This is a genomic window from Legionella nautarum (assembly GCF_001467895.1).
GTDB classification, from domain to species: domain Bacteria; phylum Pseudomonadota; class Gammaproteobacteria; order Legionellales; family Legionellaceae; genus Tatlockia; species Tatlockia nautarum.
The window spans coordinates 495,842-517,023 of sequence record NZ_LNYO01000013.1; the positions used below are offsets into that span (position 1 = coordinate 495,842).

The window sequence follows — 21,182 nt, forward strand, 5'->3', positions numbered from 1 at the left end:
ATTTTATTCACAAATCTTCCCAATAAAGCCTATTATTATAATAATTAACAAAATCTCCCGTATGTCATCCCGAATGTGGGATGAGGTATGAGAATAGTTTATAGGTTCAAGAAGTAGGTAGTAGGGCAGTTAATACACGGAGCTAACAACAAAAGGCCGAATAAAATGAAAGCATTCTTTTTGAACTCCTTGGCGTACCTCGTCAGTTTCCTAAGAATATGTATACTTCTTTTCGTTTTTCTTTTACTTATTGCTTTTATCTCTCAATTCGTAGAAAACATCGGGCAATATCCCACTTTAGTAAAAATAAATAATCTAGAGCAACAATTAAGTAAGCCATTCACCGACCAAATTAAAATGGCAATGCCCTATCGTTATAAAGAGGCGGATTACAGTGAGATTATCCTTATATTCCTGATGCTTATCTTGGCTCATATTTGTGTAGTGCTGCGATCAAAATTACAGGGAAAGTTGCGACGTATCCATGAAAAAGAAACCTATTACAAATGGCGTAACCAGGTCAGTCGCGTTGTATCAAAGGATAAAATGAAGGAGATCGATAGCAAATTTGAAGCTTTAAACACAAGCAAAGCTAGCGATAGGAAAAAAATACTTCGCGAGTTTGCTATTTTAAAAACGAAGCTTGATAGTATGGGACAGCAACTTGCGTTTCTTGCCATTGATGTTGTTGACTCTACAGGTATGAAGCGGGATGAAGACAAATATATTGCTGCTTACGATTTTGATCGTTACAACCACCTTGTTAATGAAAGCCTTAATGAAAGTGGGGTGTTGAAATTTGCAATGACTCCTGATGGAATTATGAGTTGTTTTCGCACCGTTGATGATGCGGTCAAGGCAGCAATCACTCTACTTGATAAGTTAAAAATATTTAATGCTAGTGAAAAAAAAATCAAGAGGGAATTTCAAATTCGTTGTGGTATAAACGCCGGTTTTGTTTATTTTGATGAAGAGATGCCACTTGAGCAAGTCAGCGATCGGGTTATTGATATAGCCGGACATATGCAAAAATATGCTAAACCTAATAGTATTAATATTGCTGCTTCAGCAATAGAGCCCCTAAAAAATCGCGGTGGATTTAGTGAAACAAATGATGTAATTGACGAGCAAAAAGTGTTTGAATGGATAGCTAATAAGTAATTAAACAGAAAATAAGGATATTATCATGAAGAATAGGGATAAAATAATCAAAGCTGCTGTAAGCGCTTTTCTCGCGATGGCAGCTACTCAAGTCGTCGCTGATACAAATGCTCAAAATCAGGGAGCACAGAATTCGGTAAAATGCTACGGAGTAGTTAAAGCAGGTATGAATGATTGTGCTACTGCAACTGCTTCTTGTGCCGGCTCTTCAACAAAAGACAATCAAGCTGATGCTTTTGTGTTCGTTCCTGCAGGTTTATGTGAAAAACTAGTAGGGGGCAGTTTAACTGCGGGAACAGAAAAGAAATCTTAGTTTAGCCTTTTAAAATTCATATACTTACATGGAGTACTACATGATTAGGACTATAGCGCGTTTTTTGATAGCATTATTATTCATTCTACCAGTCTCTTTTCTGCATGCTGCAGTTGAAACCTTAACTCTTGATCCACAACATAGTTATGTTTTGTGGGAAATTGAGCATCTGGGATTTTCAACACAAGTCGGTAAGTGGTATGTCACTGGGACCGTCACTTTAGATCAGGATCAACCACAAAACAGCAAGGTCGAAGCGACTATTAAAGTATCTAATGTAATCACAGGTATACCGGAGCTTGATAAGCATTTGCAAGGACCGCTTTTTTTCGACACTGCAAAATACCCTACAGCGACTTTTGTTTCTAACAAAGTCGATGTGCTGAGCAAAACGAAAGCAAAAGTCGAGGGTATGTTAACTCTACGTGGAGTGACCAAACCAGTTACTTTGAATGTGACTCTGAATAAAGTGGGTAAAAGTCCAATTACTGACAAAATGACAGTCGGTTTTACTGCGACGACTACCCTTAAACGCTCTGATTTTGGAATGAAAACCTTGATACCTGATGTTGGGGATGAAGTTAAAATTCAAATTGGTGCCGAAGCATACAAATCATAAAAAGGGTTAAAGGAGACTTAGGCCATGAAAATAAATGCCAATAAGGGATTAGTCTGTTTGCTATTTATACTCGTACCACTCCTAGGGCGAGCTGCACCACCAGAATGGCAAATCGAGCCGAATCAAAGCAGTCTTTCTTTTACTGCCACTCAAAATGGTGCGCCGGTTACTGGTCAATTTAAGACTTTTACAGGAGAAATTTTTGTTGATCCTGCTAATTATAAAGCGAGCTCGGTACATATTGTCATTGATATGAATTCGATTTCTACCGATTATGCTGATGTTAAAAATACGCTGCTTACAGCGGATTGGTTTGATGTGAAAATGTTTCCAAAAGCGGAGTTTAAGTCCACTGATTTTAATAAAACAGGGGACAACAGTTATCAGGCTATCGGAAATCTCACAATTCGTGATAAAACAGTACCAGTCACTTTGACCTTTACTACAGAGCAACCTTCTGCCGATACTGGGGTAGTCATTGGTAATACCATATTGAAACGAGAGGCCTTTGGTGTTGGGCAAGGGGAGTGGTCGAGTACTGATCAAATAAAAGATGATGTGAAAGTTGATTTTAAAATTACTGCAAAAAGAAAAAATTAAACTTCATTGCTACCGAGGCAGGAAGATTAGAATCTGTAACAACGCTGGTTTGATTGAACAGGGCTTAAATCATCTTTGTTAGGAGAAGATAGCAAAAGGACATATAGTGATTAGGCGCTCAAACTTATATTTATTTATTTTCCTTGGCATTTTTTCCAGCTTAGTTTTGGTAGGGGGTATACTTTCCCCTCTACTGCTTCATTATATTCGTGCAACCTATCTTTCTATGAGCACCATGGTTCATCAGCATGAAGCAGAAATGTTTGGTCGCTTCATATCCAAATTAATTGAAGAAGGCGAGCCGAAAGAAAAGGTTATCGATGCCTTTCAACATTCGCTCAATAATACGGAAATGTATCGCGGCTATCTTTATTTAGTGAATGAAAATACGGGCGTGTTTCTTGCCCATCCCGATAGAAATGTTGTGGGAAGAAATGCCGGCGAGCTTGATGCAGATTTTTTACCGATTAATGATCATAAAACCATGAAATGGTCTACTGCCATGAAAGAAAAGAAATTAGCCCAGGGAGGCATGCTCAAAATGCCTACTGGCCGCGTAGAGATTTTCAATTCTTTTCTCGTTCCTTCCACTGATTTTCGTGTTTTCTCTCATGAAAATTTAAAACGCTTAAACAGAGAAATAGCTAAATTACAGCGAATTACCATCTTAATTTTCATATTACTGGGATTTTTAATTGCCCTACCTGCTTCCTATGCGGCTTTGAAAGTAAGTCGTCGTTATGAAAGAACAATTGAAGAAGAGCAAGACAAGTCCGAACGATTATTATTGAATATCTTACCTTTAAGTATTGCTAAACGATTAAAAGCACAGGAAACAAATATTGCTAACCGTTATGAAGACGTTTCAATATTATTTGTTGATATAGTCGATTTTACCTCTCTTGCGGCACAGATGAGCCCAGAACGATTGGTTGAAATACTGAGTTATGTCTTTTCTCAGTTCGATGCAATTTCAGTGAGACATGGTTTAGAAAAGATTAAAACAATGGGAGACGCTTACATGGTGGCCGGAGGCGTTCCTGAGTTTAAAGAAAATCATTTAAAATGCTGCATAGAAGCGGGGTTTCAAATGATGGAACTAATTACTAAAGAATTTAATGCGGATATTCAATTACATGTTCGCATGGGTTTACATGTGGGGCCGGTTGTTGCGGGAGTAATTGGTACTCATAAGTTTACTTATGATCTATGGGGTGAAACGGTGAACATTGCTTCTCGACTTGAAAGTATGGGTAGCCCGGGCTATATCCATTGTTCTGAAATGGTTTATGAGCGCATGAAGGACGAGTACAAATTTCTACCTAGGAAAAAAATGGTATTAAAAGGAATGGGTGAAGTTTCTACCTATTTTTTAGTTCCCCGAGGGGCATAAAAAACTATTTTCTTAACTTTGCAGAATCTCTTTTCCTTGCCTATGCTTTAAAGAATTTAATAATTTTAAAAATAGGGAAGAGGGCACCATGGATCGATCAAGCCTATTTAAAATTATCCTTGCTGTTACATTCTGCTGCTTAGTCGTAGTGGGTTTTGCGCATACTAAGGATATTTTTGCACAAGCGGTTATTGCCAATAAATTTGGAAATTTTAGTCAAGCTAAGCCGATGCAGTAAATGCATAATAGCTTCATCCCCTTTATTACATAAATGCCCAGGATAGCTGGGCATTTACTGACACCCAATTGGCTAATTATTACTGGAAAGAAGGAGCATCTGGCTCTGGCTCCATTCCGTTAGCTAAGGTTTTATGGTAGATAGCTGCTGCAATAAATAAAATAGCTGCAATAGCCATAATAGCGGCAATAGTTGGTGTGACAAAACCCAAGATTATACAGGCTACACCTGCAGTGGCTCCTAATACGAACTCTGCTTTAGCTAGCTTATTGTATTGATGTTTAGTAAACAGAGTATTTGTGCCATTCAAATGGGATTGTACCCCCCCAGCGAATACTTTGGCAGATGGAACGAGATGGTTTTTAAAACCATCTGTTAGCGTATGCCACATACCGGCTAGTAATTCACTGGACTGAAATTGTTCATTAGATGTTATCTGCTCTTGAATATGCGCAGTGTGTGAAGCAACATAGTCATTGAGCTCTTTCCTTTCATCCTCTATCCTTTCCTCAAAATAATAGTGAAACTCAATCTCAGCGTCTTTAATACTAACAAGAGGGCGATCTCGTGGTGGAATGAATACACTTGCTGTAGTAATGTGTAGTTCATGTTCTCCATCAGGTAGCGGATGAGCGGTGAGTAATTCTTTAAGTGCAATTCTTTTCGTTTTAGAAGAGCCTGATAAAACGAGATTTATACGCATAGTTTTTCCTTAGATAAATAAAGTGAGTGAAAAAATTGCTAAATAATAATGGTGACCTCAGATTGATTAGCCTGTGCCTTTTCAAGTAAACCAGCCGCAAGAAAAAGAGCTGCTGCTAAAAGAAGAAAGCTAGCGGTAATCGGTTCTATAAAAAAAATAGGTATGCTGAGCAATGACAACGCAATTGCCGTTCCAAATTCAGCCCTAGCTTTTCTTTGATGATAATCATCATATTGAGGTCTGAAAAGAACAGCCCTACGCGGGTAACCATAAGTTGAATGAGGGTTCTGGTATTGTTGATTGCTCCATTTGTCTTTTTCTCTTTTTATAAAGCGGTTCAGTTCACTTTGATGATGACGAATAGCACGGAGACCAGATTCAGAAACTCTATCCATGTAATCTGCAGAGCTTCCTAAACAATGACGGACAAATTGCTCGTAGGACTGAGCAAACTCTTCAAGGTTATTAAGATCACTTAACTCATTTGAGGGAGAGTTGTTTGCAAAGCTGTAACTCAGATTAAGATTAAAGGCTGGCTGCTGCGGATAATAGGGACTGGTTGTGGAGCGGCTGTCATGATGAAATTGACTCGGCTCTTGAGGGATTAAATGGAGCTGATAATGTCGATATTTGGGATAGCTGCGCAAAAAATTTTCTAGATTTGATTCGAATAACTCTGCTAATTCATGACTGGCATCAAGGTTTTCTGCTTGTACCCTAATATTTAGTTGGCGCATGATCTTTCCTTAAATTTAAACAATAAATCAAAATCAGGGGAGCTGAATGAGTTTATTGACTACCGTGAATATCAAACTCCTCTGAAACAATCCCATGTTCACGATCAAACATTTCTTCATGCTTTTTAGCAAAAAGCCATGGAAGAACAACAAAGAGCAATAATCCACCAATCAAAAAGCTTTCAAAAAAGAACAGGTTCCCTACTGGAATTTGAGTTGGTGGAACAAAACCAATAAACATTGCAGAAAGGCAGCAAAGAATGCCTAGCCCAGCAACTAGCCACATCACTGGCTTTCCTCCGGGAATGGTATAGCTTCGAGGTGTATTAGGCTGGCTGTAGCGTAATTTTATCGCTGCAGAAAACATGAAAACATAAACTAATAGAGCCATTTGTGCGCATAGGTCACTTAAAAGCCAATAGGCAGCATTAATTGAATCAAGCAGGATAAAAACTGAACTTAAAAGCGTGAAGATTATACCCTGGGTGATTAAGATGGCAACGGGTGCGCCGTGGCGATTAACTCTAGCGAAACATTCGGGCAGCGAACCATCGCGTGCAGCAACCAATAACCCTTTTGTTGGGCCAATAATCCATGCAGAAACACCGCTGACACCACCGAGAATAATTAAAATGGCAATGAGCTTAGTCATCCAAGGAAGATGGTAGCTATTAAAAAATATAGCGTAGGCATCAATTAAGCCTGAGACAACGCTTAAGTCCTTGTTGGGTACAACAAGGACAATGGCTAATGAACCTAAAACCAAGGTAGAAAAAATAAGGATCGTTGAGTATAAAATGGCACGAGGGTAATCTCTTTGTGGATTTTTAACTTCCTCAGCGTGCACGGCTGACATTTCCATGCCGAGTAGACCAAATAGAACTGCGGCGAAAAGCGATAAGTTACCAATAGAATTAAAATCAGGTACCCAAGATCTGGACAGATCAGCAGGAAGAGGTTTTCCTTGAAAAAGCCAGATAGCTCCTAAGATGCTGATTAAGAGCATCGGTAAGATGGTGCCTAAGCTGGCGCCAATAATACTCACAATACTTGAGACCCTCATTCCAAAACAATTGAGGAAGGTAAAAAGCCAAAATAGCCCAAGGATGGTAGTCAGTAAATAAAATTTATCGTTAGCAAGCTGTGGTGCAAATAGATAAGAAAGCGTCGCTGCAATAAACGCTAAAATAGTAGGGTACCACACCACATTATAAATCCATTGTAACCAGATGGTAATAAATCCAGCACGTCGGCCAAAAGCTTCACGTACCCAGACATAGAGGCCGCCCGTATTGGGAAAAGCAGTCGCTAATTCAGCAGCGACTAGCGCAATGGGTATAAAAAAGGTTAGCGCAGCAATCAGATAATAAGAAATTAGAGGGAGACCCAGCTTTGCGCTAATTGGTAAAGTTCGCAGACTATCAACAGCAATGACATTGATCATAACCAATGAAAAGACTGACAATACTTTTTTAGAGGGATGCATGCAAACTAGTCCTTATTAATGAGAGGGTTACCAATGATAAAATTGGTGATAGATAAGTGAGAACCATGCATCTAAGTTATTAATTTATCAAGCGGCAAAATTTAGCAGTTTAGCTGAATAAAATCAATCAATGGATTAGCAAAATGAAATGAGATCGCATGGATACCGCGAACAAGTCGCGGTAGGTAGGCACGAAAACAAGATCTGCAAAAGGATGACATTTTTATAAAAACTGTCGTAGTGGATCCCTGCAGATCTAGGTTGGGCCTTGACTCAACATTAATTCTCTACAGCAAATTACGTAATACATACTGTAAAATCCCGCCATGGCGATAATATTCCAGCTCATCTGCTGTATCGATACGACAAATTACCTGGATTTTATCTTCCTTGCCATTGGAACGAAGAATGCTAAGGTTTAGCTTGGCACCTGGTTTTAGAGAATCATCCACAGCGATGCTTATTTGCTCACTGCCATCTAAATTTAAGGTTTTTCGAGTAGTTCCTTCTTGAAACTGTAAAGGTAATACACCCATACCAATCAGATTAGAACGATGAATACGCTCAAAGCTCTCAGTAATGACAGCTTTAACGCCTAAGAGGTTTGTGCCTTTAGCAGCCCAATCACGAGAGGAACCCGTTCCATATTCTTTACCAGCAATAACAACGAGCTGATGATTTTCCTTTTGGTAAAGCATTGATGCGTCATAAATTGACATTACTTTACCAGTTGGAATGTGACGAGTTACTCCGCCTTCGATATCAGGAGTCATTTCATTACGAATACGAATATTGGCAAAAGTTCCTCTCATCATTACTTCATGATTACCGCGTCTTGAGCCGTAGGAGTTAAAGTCAGCTTCAGCAACCCCTTTGGATTTAAGATACAAGCCAGCAGGGGAGTTTGCTTTAATAGAACCTGCTGGTGAGATATGATCGGTCGTAATGGAATCGCCTAAAAGGGCTAAAACATAAGCTTTAGTCACCGGTTGTATACTCTGTGGTTTGATAGACAGATTTTCAAAGTAGGGTGGGTGTTGAATATAAGTAGAATCGGCATTCCAATTATAAGTCGAACTACTGCTTGTTTTTATGCCTTGCCAATGGCTATCGCCGAGGAAGACTTCAGCATATTCTTTACGGAACATAGAGCCCTTGACTTTGGCTACTTCACTAGCAATTTCCTCGTTGCTTGGCCAAATATCCTTCAGATAAATATCTTTGCCATCAGCGCCTTTTCCAAGCGGTTCTTTTGTTAAATCAACTCGAACAGTTCCTACTAACGCAAACGCCACAACAAGTGGGGGAGAAGCTAACCAATTAGCACGGACTTGGGGATGTACACGTCCCTCAAAGTTACGGTTACCTGAAAGCACAGAGCAAACAACCAGATCGTTATCATTGACGCTGTGAGCAATCGGGTCAGGCAATGGACCAGAGTTGCCGATGCAGGTGGTGCATCCATAACCCACTAAATTAAAGCCTAGCTGATCTAAATAAGTTTGTAATCCAGCATGTTTTAAATAATCAGTCACTACTTTTGAACCGGGAGCTAGTGAGGATTTAACCCAAGGTTTACGCTTTAATCCTTTTTCCACTGCTTTTTTAGCAACTAAACCCGCTGCCATTAAAACACTTGGATTGGAGGTGTTGGTGCAACTAGTGATTGCGGCGATAACCACAGCTCCGTGCTGCAGTTCGTAAGATTCATTGTTTACAGAAAAGGTTTTATCCATTTCATCGATTTTGTTTACCTCTTGCATAAAGTGAGTAAATTCTTGCGAGAGGGTATGTAAGTTAACTTTGTCTTGAGGGCGTTTGGGTCCTGCAAGGGAGGGTTCAACTGTGGACAAGTCGAGTGTTAGAGTATCGGTAAATACAGGTTCTTCTGCTTGAGAGTCATACCATAAACCTTGTTCTTTTGTATAAGCTTCAACTAGGGCAATCGTGTGTGCATCGCGGCCTGTCAATTCCATATAATGTAAAGTTTCTTTATCGACAGGGAAAAAGCCGCAGGTTGCACCGTATTCTGGGGCCATATTTGAAATGGTTGCGCGATCAGCTAGTGGAAGTTCAGCAAGTCCTGGGCCGTAGAACTCAACAAATTTACCCACAACTCCCTTTTTACGCAACATTTGTGTGACGGTTAACACTAAGTCGGTTGCGGTAATCCCTTCTTTCATTTTGCCAGTCAGTTTAAAACCAACTACTTCAGGAATTAACATGGAAACCGGTTGGCCAAGCATGGCTGCTTCTGCTTCGATACCACCAACGCCCCAGCCTAGAACACCTAGACCGTTGATCATTGTTGTGTGTGAGTCAGTGCCTACCAGTGTATCAGGGTAGGCATAGAGGGTTCCATTTTGCTGATTAGACCAGACCGTTTTACCTAAATACTCTAAGTTGACCTGATGGCAAATCCCTGTTCCTGGCGGCACTACTTGGAAATTAGCAAAGGCTTTTTGTCCCCAACGTAAAAATTCATAGCGCTCGATGTTACGTTCTAATTCAATTTCGGTATTGACTTTAAGTGCATCCGGGGTAGCGAATTTATCAACCATTACGGAGTGATCAATAACTAAATCGACGGGTGAAAGGGGCGAAATTTTTTCTGCCTTCCCGCCCATTTTTTCAAGTGCTGCGCGCATTGCTGCTAAATCGACCACTGCAGGCACCCCTGTAAAGTCTTGCATTAATACGCGAGCAGGGCGATAAGCAATTTCATGCTGAGAAGTTTTTGTGTTAAGCCAGTCAGCGACTGCTTTAATGTCCTCCGTGGTAACTGTACTGCCGTCTTCAAAACGCAATAAGTTTTCTAAAAGGACTTTAAGTGAATAGGGTAAGCGATTGATGCCCTTGAAATGTTTTTTCTCTACTTCCTTGAGACTATAGTAATGGTAATTTTTACCATCAACTTGTAATTGGCATTCAGTTGAGAGACTGTCTTGACCCACTTTCATATACCGACTCCATTGAGTTCAAAAGAGTTATGATAGCTCAAATAAATGAAGTTTTCATGGGTCAAAGACAGCTTTGCTCGTTTTTTTCAGAAAGCCGTTGATCTCTATTGCAGGCTTGCACTTTCTCTATGATCACCATCTTCGTTAGCAGCCACGGAATCTGTTGCAACTAATGCTTTAGCTGCAGTAAACAATTTCTCTTCTTCTGCGTAAACTGCGTTTTCATTAGGACGCGTGATTACGGCAGAGTAATAGGCGCTAGGGGCTAGCATGGTTATACCAACGCCGATGGTGATTAGTGCTGCAGGTAAATTGACTGGAATAAGGAACAGCCCTAATAGCGTTACCAGAACACCTGCGTAAAAGGTTGCTTTTGATTTGCTATCTGCAGAACTATAGGAATGGTCTGGATCCGCACCTACATAACAATAATAGGGAGAGTTAGTGTAAACGCTTAATGGATTTGGCATGGTCTGTGGCGCTTCGAAGTAATCCTTTAAAGTTTTAGCAAAAACATAAAAACTATCAACATAGGGTTGCTGAGCTTTTTCAGTGGCCTGCCTATTGCTGTTCCTTGATGCATTAGGAGAGGCTACTTTTTGTGAGACAATTTGCGTCTGGAAAGCGAGCTCTCTAGCGCTAATTAAGTCTAATAGTGTTCTACTGTTTTCCTCATCATACTTTTCTGCGATTATCCTTTTTGCCTCTGCTAAAGTATCTTCAGCCTGTTTTTGAGTATAGTGGGGAGTTGACTTAAAGAAAAAGGTCATAGTTTTCTCTCGCAATAGTTTTAATTGCGCTGAGACTATCATGTTCAAACCGAGGCCAAAAGAATCAATTGTTAATCTTTACGAGCAGGAAATAATTATTAACAAAATATTATGAATGAGTTAAGTTGGTATGTATTTTGCTTAGACTTTTCCTTTGAGTTAGTGAAGTGAATTAATAAGGAGTTTTCTTAGGGATGATGAATTTAATTCAACTTTTATTTTCTCAGCCAATGTCAATGGACACCTTGAGTTCAGAAGAGCAAATTGATAATGGTGAAGCTGAAGGTTCTGCTTTTTTAGCACTCATAGAACATTTTTTTGCTGAGGTTGATTTGACTCCGAGTGAGCAAAGTTTAGCTGTAAAAGAAGACGATCAACTTATTGATATTGAAGATAAAAATAGAGGGGTTATAGATCCTGCGGTGACCCTAATGACTAATCCGGAGCTTCCTAAAAAGGAGAGTTCAGAAGAGGAAAGCGCTTATCCGCTAGTCGATAAAAATCAAGATGAATCATTAACAATTAATAATAGCCAATTGGCTTGGTTTGATGCTGATTTCTTCATACCGCCATCTGAAAAAATGAGACAAGAATTAAATCAGACCGATAAAAATTTGGAGCATATTTTGCTTCCAACGACGCTTGATAATAAAGAATCTTCTGTTTCTCAAGAAATTATAAAAAATGCTAATGAAATTGCGGAAATTGATGAGCAAAATAAAATTGAGCAAGAATCAGAATGTCAATTTGAAGCTCTGCCTAAGGTCAATGAAAATTTATTAGCGCTAAAGATGCCGGAGTTAGTGCAGGATAGCTCTTTTCAGAATCAAATTGCACAAGCAATTTCGCATAATTTAACTCAAAAAATCACCAGCAAATCGGAGATAGTTAAACCAAACGAGAACCCGGAAAAAGTTGAAAATACTCAAGTTCAAGCTATTTTTAACAGTAATGAAAGTCCTGTAACGCCAAAAATAGAATTATTAGGCGATTTTGGGCAAAGCGATAAGGAATTAGAACCAGAGATTGAAAATAAGCTAACAAACGATCCCGCTTTTCCCCTACAAAACAATCCTAAATTTGCTTTAGAGGAGCAGCAGCTAATAACAGCAAAAACGATAGAGTTGCCTCAACATTTGGAGCATCCTGACTGGAGTGAGCACTTTAATCAACAGATTGTTTGGCTAGGACAGCAAAACATTAAGACGGCAATTATTAAATTAAATCCACAAGAATTAGGTCCGATTGAAATCAATATTAACGTTAAACAAGAGGATGCATCAGTCAATATTACCCTTCATCGATCTCAGGTCCATGAGATCATTGAAAATGCAATACCACGGTTACGAGAAATGATGGCTGAACAAGGATTAAATTTGACTCAAGTAAGCATCGAATCCCATCATCAGCGACAGAATCCACAATCTCGGCAATATGAGCATTCAATAGAAAAAAAACAAGCTAATAGTGAGCTGTTTGAAGAGCAACCTTTGGAAATGAAAGTAAAGAATGGCTTGATCGATTATTTTGCTTGACTAAAGGAAAAATTTTATTGAGTATTGTAATAATGATGAACAATAAGGTTATAACATGGCTCTCGATTTCCTTACTTGGTTTAAACAAAATCAAACTTTCCTAAAAGAATCAACAGCTTCCACCTTTTGGGATGAGCAAATTACCGAGCCTCGCATACAAAAAGCAATTGTAAAAAAGCAAAAAAATCGGATGTTTTACGCTCATATTGAAGCAAAAATTGCATCGGATCATGCACAACTCATCAACTACTATTTAAAAGATGCCTTTAAAAAGCTTAATTCTTCTGATTTTGAGAAGCCAGAGGGTTTTGCTAATAAAGAAAAGGCGAGCTTTGTCTTGCAAAATTTTCATGAAACGAGAGATAAATTAGCATTTTTAATTAAGACTGATATTAGTCAACATAGGAATAGAGATTCACAAATTAATGCTTTTCGTCGATGGATAACCACAGCGGAAATTCTTCTAAAGCATAGGTCCTATGAGGGTTATTTTTTGGTAATCACCCTATTAATGCAAATCGACACAGAGCAGAAACTTAGTATTGAAACGCCAGTGGTTTGCCAAGAAATTTTTAATAAATTATGCAACCTAACTGATCCTTCATTAAATTTTAAAGCCCTTCGCGATAAGATTAAGAACAATAAAGCACCTCAGGATTTTACCCCGATTTTTATATGGTCAAGAGATTTGACTGCCTTAAACTCTGCCATAGAACAGGCACGGGATACTACCAACACTCTTGTACAGCAGATTAGGAGAGAAACTGGAAACAATGAGGGATTTAGTTCAGAGGAAAAAAAAGACAAGATTTTAGGGGAAATTCGCTGTGAGCAGCAAGTTCCGCTCTCACCTATCCCTACTCATCTTATAGCCAAATATAGAACCAGTGAAGAAAAATATTTTGATAATAACTTAGCTACTCTCCGTGAGTTAGCTATAAGAGAGCAGCATCAAAACTTAGCTATGGAGCAAACAGATGATGCTGAATCTTCAACTCTAGAAATACCAGAGACAACTGAAGAAATTCTGAGTAGTATGGAAATACCAACTTCTTGCGAGTTAAATGAAATAGATCAAAATTTAGGGTTAATTACTACAGAAGCAACAAATTTAGATGAAATGCAACTTAGAACAGATTCATCTAAGCAACCAGCTGCACCCTCTAAATTATATGCGCAACTACTTCCGAATTTTTGGAAACGGGGATGTAGCAGTGAAAAGGCTCACTGGGAAAGCCTTTTTTCTTTATCAACCGAATGCAGCATCTAGTAGCAACCGGTTTTACAACCTAGAACAGTGCCGTATTGGTTAACAATACATCGTCTAGTGCAAACAGGCCCACCCCAAGTGTTTGCTCTAGGCTGAGGCCCATACCACCAACCTGGTTTAAGACGATAAACACGAAAATAAGCTAATTCAGTATTTTTTGCTGTAATTATTGTTGATGAGGGAGTTTCATTGGCTTGAGGAAAAGCAAGAGTCCCCCAAAAAAATAATGAAATGAATAAGATAAAAGCGGAATAAGTAGTTTTTTTCATCTTGTTATTATACATAGAGCTTCCTTGTTCTCCCCCGCATGCTTAAAATTATAGACAGGTGATTTATATTTAGCCACATTTGGTTCCACGTATTTTATATCGCTCCGTTCGGACTCTGAGATATCCCACGAAATTAAATAGACTATTTAGTTCATTGATTTTTTTTAGTTTATTCCGTTCGCACTGAGGAAGCGCGTAGCGCTGTCTCGCAAAATGCCTCCTTCGAGAACCTCAGGGCGCAGCTTGAAGTACAAGCCCCCTTCGAGAACCTCAGGACAGGCTTCGAGACGCACACTATGCCTGCTCCTCGGGCTGAACGGCATAAAATGAATACAAATTCCTTAGTACCCAATTTCGTGGGGATACTTAAGAGTCCGAACGTATATTTATTAGCCAAATAAAGCTTGGGTTGACTGCTATAGGCCTACGTTCAACCTACATTAATTTTCCCAGATCGCGTATTATTCTCCACTTTGCTTACGAGGAAATCCAAGCAATGGTTCATTTTGCAGATCTTAATCAAGAAACTTTTTTATCCCATTATTGGCAAAAAAAACCTCTCGTTATTCGCAATGCTTTGCCTGGCTTTGTCAATGTAATCGTTCCTGACGAATTGGCAGGTTTAGCTATGGAAGAGGAAGTAGAAAGCCGCATTGTTTTTGAAACTCCCGATAAAGCGCCGTATTGGCATTTAAAACGAGGGCCTTTTTTAGCGAAAGATTTTAAAAAATTACCCTCAAGTCATTGGACCTTGCTTGTACAGGGAGTAGATCGTTTTGTACCAGAGGTGAGTGCCATGCTCGACTATTTTAATTTTATTCCTCAATGGCGAATTGATGATGTCATGATCAGTTATGCGGCAGATGAGGGTAGTGTAGGTCCGCATTATGATAATTATGATGTATTTCTATACCAGGCTAAGGGACGGCGTAAATGGTCATTAACAACTAAGCATTGCCATGAAAATAATTACTTAGCCAATGTTGAATTGCGTATAATGAAGGAGTTCCAGATAGAGGAAGAATATATCCTTGAGGAAGGCGATATGCTTTATCTTCCACCTCATGTTGGCCATTACGGAATCGCTAAATCTGGGGAATGCATGACCTATTCCTTTGGTTATCGTAGTTATGAAGGACGTGAGTTATGGGATAGTTTTGCTGAATATCTAGCGGAGAAAGGACAAGCTAGCTATTACCGCGATCCCAACTGGTCAAATATCACAGGAACTTCAGAATTACCTCAACAAGCCTGGCAAAATGCAAGGGATTTAATGCAGCAAATTCTCGAGGATGACAGTTTGTTTAAGTCTTGGTTTGGTTGTTTTGTTACCGATTTAGACCAGCAAGCGCAAACTTTATTACCAGATATTACTGAAGAGGACAGAGATTTCAGCGATTTCATCAATGAACTGCTTCATTGTCAAAAACTTATTCGTAACCCAGTCTGCCGTTTTGCTTACCAAGAACAGCAGGAGGAGCCTTTTATTTCTTTGTATATTAATGGCAGTGTCTGGAACGTCAACCAGGTTTCTAAGGATCTAGTAAAATTAGTTGCCAATTCGCGAGTATTAACTAGCCATGAGTTGACTCCTTTTATTCATACAAAACCTAATCAGCATTTTCTTTTTCAATTATGGAGTCAGCAGTGGTTAGAGTTTCTTGAGCCTTAGCTCTGGCAAAATTGTGCGGGCAGACCTAAACAAACCCTGGTTTAACTTTCAACAAAGTGGTTGTAATTCAGCTCTATGCAGATGAGCATGATCTAAAAAAATTCTCTATGACCAATATCTAACCTAATGTTTTAAATGAAAATCCCTCATTTTATCTGGTATAAATTATGCAATCAATAGGTATTCAATTAAATGGTAATGAGGGATAGGCAATGAGCAAAAAATTCATTTTAAGTCTTGTTTTCTTTGGATTTACTCTGGTTAACTCTGCGTTTGCTTTTGAAAAAGAAGTTGCTATCACTGTTGATGATTTACCTTTTGTCGGTTTTGCTGGTAATGATCCCAAAATATTAAAACGCGAGGAAGAGCAAATTTGGAATATTTTCCAAGCCCTTCTTGATAATAACATTCCTGCCACCGGCTTTGTTATTGCAGGGAATATTGAAAATGGTCAGTGGGAATTATTAGAACGTTTCCAACAAGCAGGGTTTATTATAGGTAATCATACTTATGATCATGCCAATTTAAACGCAATGAATTATAAAAAATACATCGCTAACGTTGATAAGGCAGATAAAATTTTATCGCCACTTATGTCATCACCAAAATATTTTCGCTATCCTTTCTTGGCTGAGGGTAGAGGGGAGAAAAGGACGCTGGTTCAAGATTATCTGACTGCTAATAATTATGTTGTGGCGCCAGTAACTATCGATAGTAAGGATTTTGTTTTTAATGCTAAATTATATACGATGTCTTCGAAGGTTCGTGCAAGAAATCTAGATCGCATTAAGCAACAGTATCTATCTTATCTTAACAGCCAGATCCAGAAAGCAGACAGAATTGCTAAAAATAAGAATCGCCCCGTAAAAGAGATTTTGCTAATTCATTCCAATTTACTGAATAGCTATTGTATGAGGGATGTGATTGCCTTGTTTAAAAAGAATGGATATCACTTCATTAGTTTGCCAGAAGCGTTACAACAATCAACAGATACTACCATTATAGGATCTAGTGCTAAAAATGGCTCAATAGCTGAGTCATCTTTAGCAGCTGGAGTAGAAAGTATAATAGAAAATACTGAACCATCAGGCTCGGATGAACAGCAATGGATGTTTTAAGTAATTCATATTAGTATGCGGTTTTTATGTTTTGTCGAGTCAAACTAATATGGAAAACGATTTTTCTACAAAAGAAAAGCTAAAAATCTTACAAATTACAGATATGCATCTTTTTTCTACAAACCCTTGTTTATTTGGTATCAATCCTAATAAAAATTTTAATGAGGTAATGAGAGCGGTCTTTAATCAAGAAATTAAAGATACAGATTTCATTTTATTAACTGGCGATCTGTCCCAGGATGAGACAGCGGATTCCTATCAATATTTAGTAGAATCATTTAAGCACTGTGAAAAACCTGTTTTTTGGATTTCAGGTAATCACGATAACGAAAAGCTTATGACAGAGGTTTTTAGCCAACTAGCTTCATTTAAACGAGGAAAATTTTTAGAGTTAAACGATTGGATCTTTTTATTTATCAATTCAAAACTTGAAGGTTCTGAAAACGGCTATCTTAGCCAAGATGAGTTAAAGGAATTAGAAAAAAAACTGAAGCTTTGTCATAAAAACGTTGCGCTAATCATGCATCATCATCCCACTCCTGTTAATACGCCATTAATTGATAAGTATATTTTGAATAATCGTGAAGAGTTGTGGGAAATAATTTCTAACACCAAAGTCAAATTGATTATTACAGGCCATGTCCATGGAGATTATACTCTTGCTAAAAATGACATTAAAATAGAGTGCTCGCCAGCAACCTGTTATCAACTCAAAAAGGGTACTTCCACCCTAGAAATTGACCATGCAGTCGGCTATAAAATTCATTATTTTGATAAGAGTGAGTATTATTCTAAGGCTGTGGTATGGGAGTTTTCTTGAATTATTGGGATTTGCCTGTTTGGACTCCAAGGTATCCCCAGGAAATTAAATAGACTATTTAGTTCATTGATCGTTTTGTTTATCCCGTTCGCACTGAGGAAGCGCGCAGCGCCGTCTCGAAGTGTCGCAAAAGGCCCCCCTTCGAGAGGGCCTCAGGACAGGCCTTTCGAGAGCCTCAGGACAGGCTTCGAGGCGTGCGTCATGCCTGCTCCTCAGCCCGAACGGAATAAAATGAATACAAATGCCTTAGATACTCATTTCGTGGGGATACCTTAGTCCAACGGAAGCAGGTAAATAAGGAAAACTTATCTTGGTTCAACCTATCAGGTCTATTTTTAAGTAAACTCTTTCTTCAATCTTTCAACAGTATGGTTAGGTAATAATAGCCAATAATGTCCCGGGTTTTTCATATGACCTGCGATGAAAGTTGCTTTTTCTCCACCACCCCAAAAGACATCCCCGCGTACTAAACCTTTAATAGCTCCTCCAGTATCCTGGGCGATCATTAATCGTTGGAATGCTTTGTCTTGATCAGGATTAATTTCCGCTGGTCTTGTGGTATTGAGCCACAAAGGAGCTCCCATAGGAATCCATTTTTTATCAATTGCTAAGGAGTAACCTGGTGTTAAGGCAACACCTTGAGAACCTAGTGCAGAATCATCTTTAAGATAATGGAAGAAAACGAAGGATTTATTTTTATTTAAGACCTTATGCATCTGATCAGGATTTGCTTCAAGGTAACGCTTAATATGCTGCATAGAAGCATTATCTCTAGTCATGACACCCTGATCAATAAGAATACGTGCAACAGAAGTATAGGGGGCACCGTTTTCTGCCGCATACCCAAGATGGACACGTGAACCATCATCAAGCACGACCGTACCTGAACCTTGTATTTCTAAAAAGAGTCTATCAATATCACTATTTACCCATAGCAACACAGGTGCTTTTTGATTAATTGCCCCATTATTTATTTCAGCTCGGGTATAATAAGGAAGGATCTGGTTACCCTCTACTCTGCCAACCATTCGACGATTTTTTAGAGAAGGATCAAAAAGCCCTAAATTAATCGACACGAGGTTTGTTGGCATACCATAAATAGGCACATTATATTCTTTGCTTTTGGTGCGGCTGCCATGTAATTCCGCCATATAATAACCAGTAAACAAACCTCGAACAGGTTGGTTATCGTTAAATTCAACAGGAGTAAACCATTTTTGGAAAAATTTTCTTGCGGCTGTTTCCGTAATTGGATTTATTGCTAATGCAGCACGGCAAGCGGGTTGCCAATCTTTCGCTTTTAAAGCGATATGCTGACTACCTACGCGTTGCTCTGGATCTTGATTTAAAAATGCTTTGCAGGAAATTTGAAAGGTCTGTAAAGATTTCCTTACCTTCGTTGTTTTCCAGCCAGGCAATTGAGCAAATGATCGCTGTTTTAATTGGACTGCTTTTGGTTGTTTAGACCAATACCACCACGAGAAAACGCCAAGTAGTGTAAGCAGAGGAATAAATGTAAGTAATAGTAATTTTCTTTTCATAACTGGGCAAATTTTACACTAATTGAGATTAAGTGCAACTCCTTTTTTCCACTTAAAGGATTAACTAATTGTTTTATATGATAAAAAAATTATTGATTCATGATACCAGAAGCTTGGTGAAAAACCATGATAATTCGCTCTTGCTCCTTCATTATTCTAATTAAAGTTAAAACTTTGCCCGCGAACTAGAAAGCCTCGAAACCCGTCTTTTTTAGCATCGGGTAGTGGGCCGCAATTATAGTCATAGAGCCACATCTTTCCTCGAGTTTTGCTATCGAGGGTCTTTAGCTCTTTGTAATGGGCATGTTGACCACTCCATTTCTCAGAAGTTTCACAATCATGAAAAATGATATCTGCTCGGTCATATATCGGTTGTAAGGAGTCGGGAGAGAAGCGGGTATCGGTTGAAAGAAATATCTTTTGAGACTTAGTGGTGATTAATAATCCATAACTAGGCATGATTTCTCCATTTGAAATGGAGTGAATTGTTTTAACCAATTGAAAACGATAATTCTCCCAGATAAACCGGTTATGAATTGTTTTAACATTAAAGAATGAAGCTAGATTAGCTTGTTTATCTTCAATTGAGCACATGCCGCCACTCAATACATTGTTCCATAATCTATCTGCCTGATCGTAACTTATTAAAAGTTTGGTTTTTTGACCGTCAATGAAATTCTTAGAAAAACCTAGCCATTCGAGCCCGCCGCAATGATCACTATGTAAATGACTGATATAAACTGCATCGATATCACTAAAAGTGTATCCCTCAGCAAACAGCGAATGCCTGGCATCACTTCCACAATCGATAAGCAATTTGTAACCAGAATCGCTTTCAATCAACATATTCGATTGAAAGTTGTTGTCACCTACACTAAAGGCAGCTGAAACACCAAGGAATAATAGTTTCATTAACTATCCTCTGAGCCATTTGTCTTAATTTCCATTAGTTAAGAAATAAGACCTATATATTAAGCATAGTCATGCTTTTATAAATAATATACCAAAGGACGAAGGAAGACAGGTGATTAATGTAAATCACTTATCTTTTTTCCATTTAGCCAAGAGCGAATTTTCTTATGCTGATCCAGCTCAAGCAAGGCCGGTGCATGTCCGGCATCTTCTACTTCAAACACCTCAACTTCCGGGTGCATTCGTTTCATTTTTTTTATATGCTCAGGGAGAAGTAAAGTAGAGCGACTGCCGCGAATGACTAAAACAGGGCAGGTAATTTTTTGCCAAAAATCCCATAAATCAATGTCAAAAAGAATGCCTTCAAGTGCTCTGTGAGGATGATATAAAAATTCTTTGACCGATTGCCAACTAAGCTTGAAATCATGAATGTTTGGATCAAATTTACTAATAAAAACACCTGGAGAAAGTTCTGTCACACTGTGTTCAGTAAAATTAATCCATTGTTTTTCAGTAAGATTACCGAATTCAGCGTAAATTTTTTTATAATGTTCTTTTGCTTCTTCCTTACTAGAAAACTGAGGATCTTTGCCTACATATTTTGCCATATGCCATAACGTTTGAATGGGAACTTGAGGACTTACATCATTGAGAATTAGGCGACGAATAGGCGTATTCGGTAGGGAGGCCATTATAATACCCAATAATCCTCCCATAGAAGTGCCAATCCAATCAATTTCTTTTGCACCTGTCCTACTGATTAGATTGCTCAGATCTATAATATAACGCTTAAAGTTATAATCATGAGCGTTTTTGAGCCAGCTACTATCCCCGCGTCCAACTACGTCAGGGCAAAAAACATGAGATCCCTGTGTACTTAAATAATCTGCAAGAGCATCAAAATCGCGGCTGTTACGTGTCAGACCGTGGACACAAATTACAGTAGGCGACTCCGAATTGACCTTACCCCATTCGGTATAGGCAACGCGATGGTAGCCCTCATCAGAGACACAAAGAACATAATCCCGTTTCATAGATTCACTCTTTGATTAAGTAATTAGAATT

General features: G+C 38.7%; 20 protein-coding genes. 11 read left to right on the forward strand and 9 right to left on the reverse strand.

The genetic code is table 11. The features are described 5' to 3' along the window. Window positions 1-165: 165 nt before the first annotated feature. The 6 genes from Lnau_RS05620 to Lnau_RS16355 all read left to right on the forward strand — a co-directional run bounded on the left by Lnau_RS05620 (window position 166) and on the right by Lnau_RS16355 (window position 4,324). Window positions 166-1,161: a hypothetical protein gene (locus Lnau_RS05620; protein WP_058504160.1), complete on the forward strand. Its 996-nt coding sequence runs from the start codon at window positions 166-168 to the stop codon at window positions 1,159-1,161. A gap of 25 nt (window positions 1,162-1,186) precedes the next feature. Further along, window positions 1,187-1,474, forward strand: coding sequence for a BufA1 family periplasmic bufferin-type metallophore (locus Lnau_RS05625; RefSeq protein ID WP_058504161.1), 288 nt, complete (start codon window positions 1,187-1,189; stop codon window positions 1,472-1,474). A 40-nt stretch (window positions 1,475-1,514) separates the two neighbouring features. Beyond that, window positions 1,515-2,093 carry a YceI family protein gene (locus Lnau_RS05630; protein ID WP_058504162.1) on the forward strand — a complete coding sequence of 193 codons (579 nt, stop codon included), beginning with the start codon at window positions 1,515-1,517 and terminating at the stop codon, window positions 2,091-2,093. Between the two features lie 24 nt (window positions 2,094-2,117). Next, window positions 2,118-2,693, forward strand: a complete 576-nt coding sequence (locus tag Lnau_RS05635; protein WP_058504163.1) for a YceI family protein — start codon at window positions 2,118-2,120, stop codon at window positions 2,691-2,693. Between the two features lie 106 nt (window positions 2,694-2,799). Next, window positions 2,800-4,086 (forward strand): adenylate/guanylate cyclase domain-containing protein, encoded by a 1,287-nt coding sequence (locus Lnau_RS05640; RefSeq protein ID WP_058504164.1) that lies wholly within the window; start codon window positions 2,800-2,802, stop codon window positions 4,084-4,086. An 88-nt stretch (window positions 4,087-4,174) separates the two neighbouring features. Continuing rightward, on the forward strand, window positions 4,175-4,324 hold the full coding sequence (locus tag Lnau_RS16355) for a hypothetical protein (protein WP_157070632.1): 150 nt from the start codon (window positions 4,175-4,177) through the stop codon (window positions 4,322-4,324). A 79-nt stretch (window positions 4,325-4,403) separates the two neighbouring features. Here Lnau_RS16355 and Lnau_RS05645 read toward each other — a convergent pair whose 3' ends face one another. The 5 genes from Lnau_RS05645 to Lnau_RS05665 all read right to left on the reverse strand — a co-directional run bounded on the left by Lnau_RS05645 (window position 4,404) and on the right by Lnau_RS05665 (window position 11,022). Next, entirely contained in the window at window positions 4,404-5,027 is a 624-nt protein-coding gene (locus tag Lnau_RS05645) for a hypothetical protein (RefSeq protein ID WP_058504165.1), read from the reverse strand. A gap of 38 nt (window positions 5,028-5,065) precedes the next feature. Beyond that, window positions 5,066-5,764: a hypothetical protein gene (locus Lnau_RS05650; RefSeq protein ID WP_058504166.1), complete on the reverse strand. Its 699-nt coding sequence runs from the start codon at window positions 5,762-5,764 to the stop codon at window positions 5,066-5,068. A gap of 52 nt (window positions 5,765-5,816) precedes the next feature. Then, window positions 5,817-7,250, reverse strand: a complete 1,434-nt coding sequence (locus Lnau_RS05655) for an APC family permease (RefSeq protein ID WP_058504167.1) — start codon at window positions 7,248-7,250, stop codon at window positions 5,817-5,819. Window positions 7,251-7,537: 287 nt separating this feature from the next. Next, entirely contained in the window at window positions 7,538-10,210 is a 2,673-nt protein-coding gene (gene acnA / locus Lnau_RS05660; RefSeq protein ID WP_058504168.1) for an aconitate hydratase AcnA, read from the reverse strand. Between the two features lie 104 nt (window positions 10,211-10,314). Beyond that, complete coding sequence (locus Lnau_RS05665) at window positions 10,315-11,022, reverse strand: hypothetical protein (RefSeq protein ID WP_058504169.1); 708 nt, start codon at window positions 11,020-11,022, stop codon at window positions 10,315-10,317. Window positions 11,023-11,174: 152 nt separating this feature from the next. On the opposite strand from Lnau_RS05665, the gene Lnau_RS05670 reads away from it, so the two are divergent. Together Lnau_RS05670 and Lnau_RS05675 are read left to right on the forward strand one after the other, a co-directional pair. Continuing rightward, on the forward strand, window positions 11,175-12,515 hold the full coding sequence (locus Lnau_RS05670; protein ID WP_058504170.1) for a flagellar hook-length control protein FliK: 1,341 nt from the start codon (window positions 11,175-11,177) through the stop codon (window positions 12,513-12,515). 55 nt (window positions 12,516-12,570) lie between these two features. After that, window positions 12,571-13,785, forward strand: coding sequence for a RasGEF domain-containing protein (locus tag Lnau_RS05675; protein WP_058504171.1), 1,215 nt, complete (start codon window positions 12,571-12,573; stop codon window positions 13,783-13,785). On the opposite strand, the gene Lnau_RS05680 is transcribed toward Lnau_RS05675, so the two are convergent. Next, entirely contained in the window at window positions 13,782-14,069 is a 288-nt protein-coding gene (locus Lnau_RS05680; RefSeq protein ID WP_058504172.1) for a hypothetical protein, read from the reverse strand. The two genes, Lnau_RS05675 and Lnau_RS05680, sit on opposite strands and share 4 nt — an antisense overlap. Before the next feature lie 481 nt (window positions 14,070-14,550). Between Lnau_RS05680 and Lnau_RS05685 the strand changes: the two genes are divergently transcribed. From Lnau_RS05685 to Lnau_RS05695, 3 genes are all read left to right on the forward strand, one after another. After that, on the forward strand, window positions 14,551-15,726 hold the full coding sequence (locus Lnau_RS05685) for a JmjC domain-containing protein (protein WP_058504173.1): 1,176 nt from the start codon (window positions 14,551-14,553) through the stop codon (window positions 15,724-15,726). A gap of 212 nt (window positions 15,727-15,938) precedes the next feature. Then, window positions 15,939-16,844 (forward strand): polysaccharide deacetylase family protein, encoded by a 906-nt coding sequence (locus Lnau_RS05690; RefSeq protein ID WP_065240249.1) that lies wholly within the window; start codon window positions 15,939-15,941, stop codon window positions 16,842-16,844. Between the two features lie 49 nt (window positions 16,845-16,893). Further along, the gene (locus tag Lnau_RS05695; protein ID WP_058504174.1) at window positions 16,894-17,664 is read left to right on the forward strand and encodes a metallophosphoesterase; all 771 of its coding nucleotides are present in this window, start codon (window positions 16,894-16,896) and stop codon (window positions 17,662-17,664) included. A gap of 335 nt (window positions 17,665-17,999) precedes the next feature. Here the strand turns inward: Lnau_RS05695 and mltA are convergent, their stop codons facing one another. From mltA to Lnau_RS05710, 3 genes are all read right to left on the reverse strand, one after another. Beyond that, window positions 18,000-19,205 (reverse strand): murein transglycosylase A, encoded by a 1,206-nt coding sequence (gene mltA / locus Lnau_RS05700; protein ID WP_058504175.1) that lies wholly within the window; start codon window positions 19,203-19,205, stop codon window positions 18,000-18,002. A gap of 156 nt (window positions 19,206-19,361) precedes the next feature. Then, window positions 19,362-20,117: an MBL fold metallo-hydrolase gene (locus Lnau_RS05705; RefSeq protein ID WP_058504176.1), complete on the reverse strand. Its 756-nt coding sequence runs from the start codon at window positions 20,115-20,117 to the stop codon at window positions 19,362-19,364. Between the two features lie 116 nt (window positions 20,118-20,233). After that, the gene (locus Lnau_RS05710; protein ID WP_058504177.1) at window positions 20,234-21,151 is read right to left on the reverse strand and encodes an alpha/beta fold hydrolase; all 918 of its coding nucleotides are present in this window, start codon (window positions 21,149-21,151) and stop codon (window positions 20,234-20,236) included. Between the last annotated feature and the right edge of the window lie 31 nt (window positions 21,152-21,182).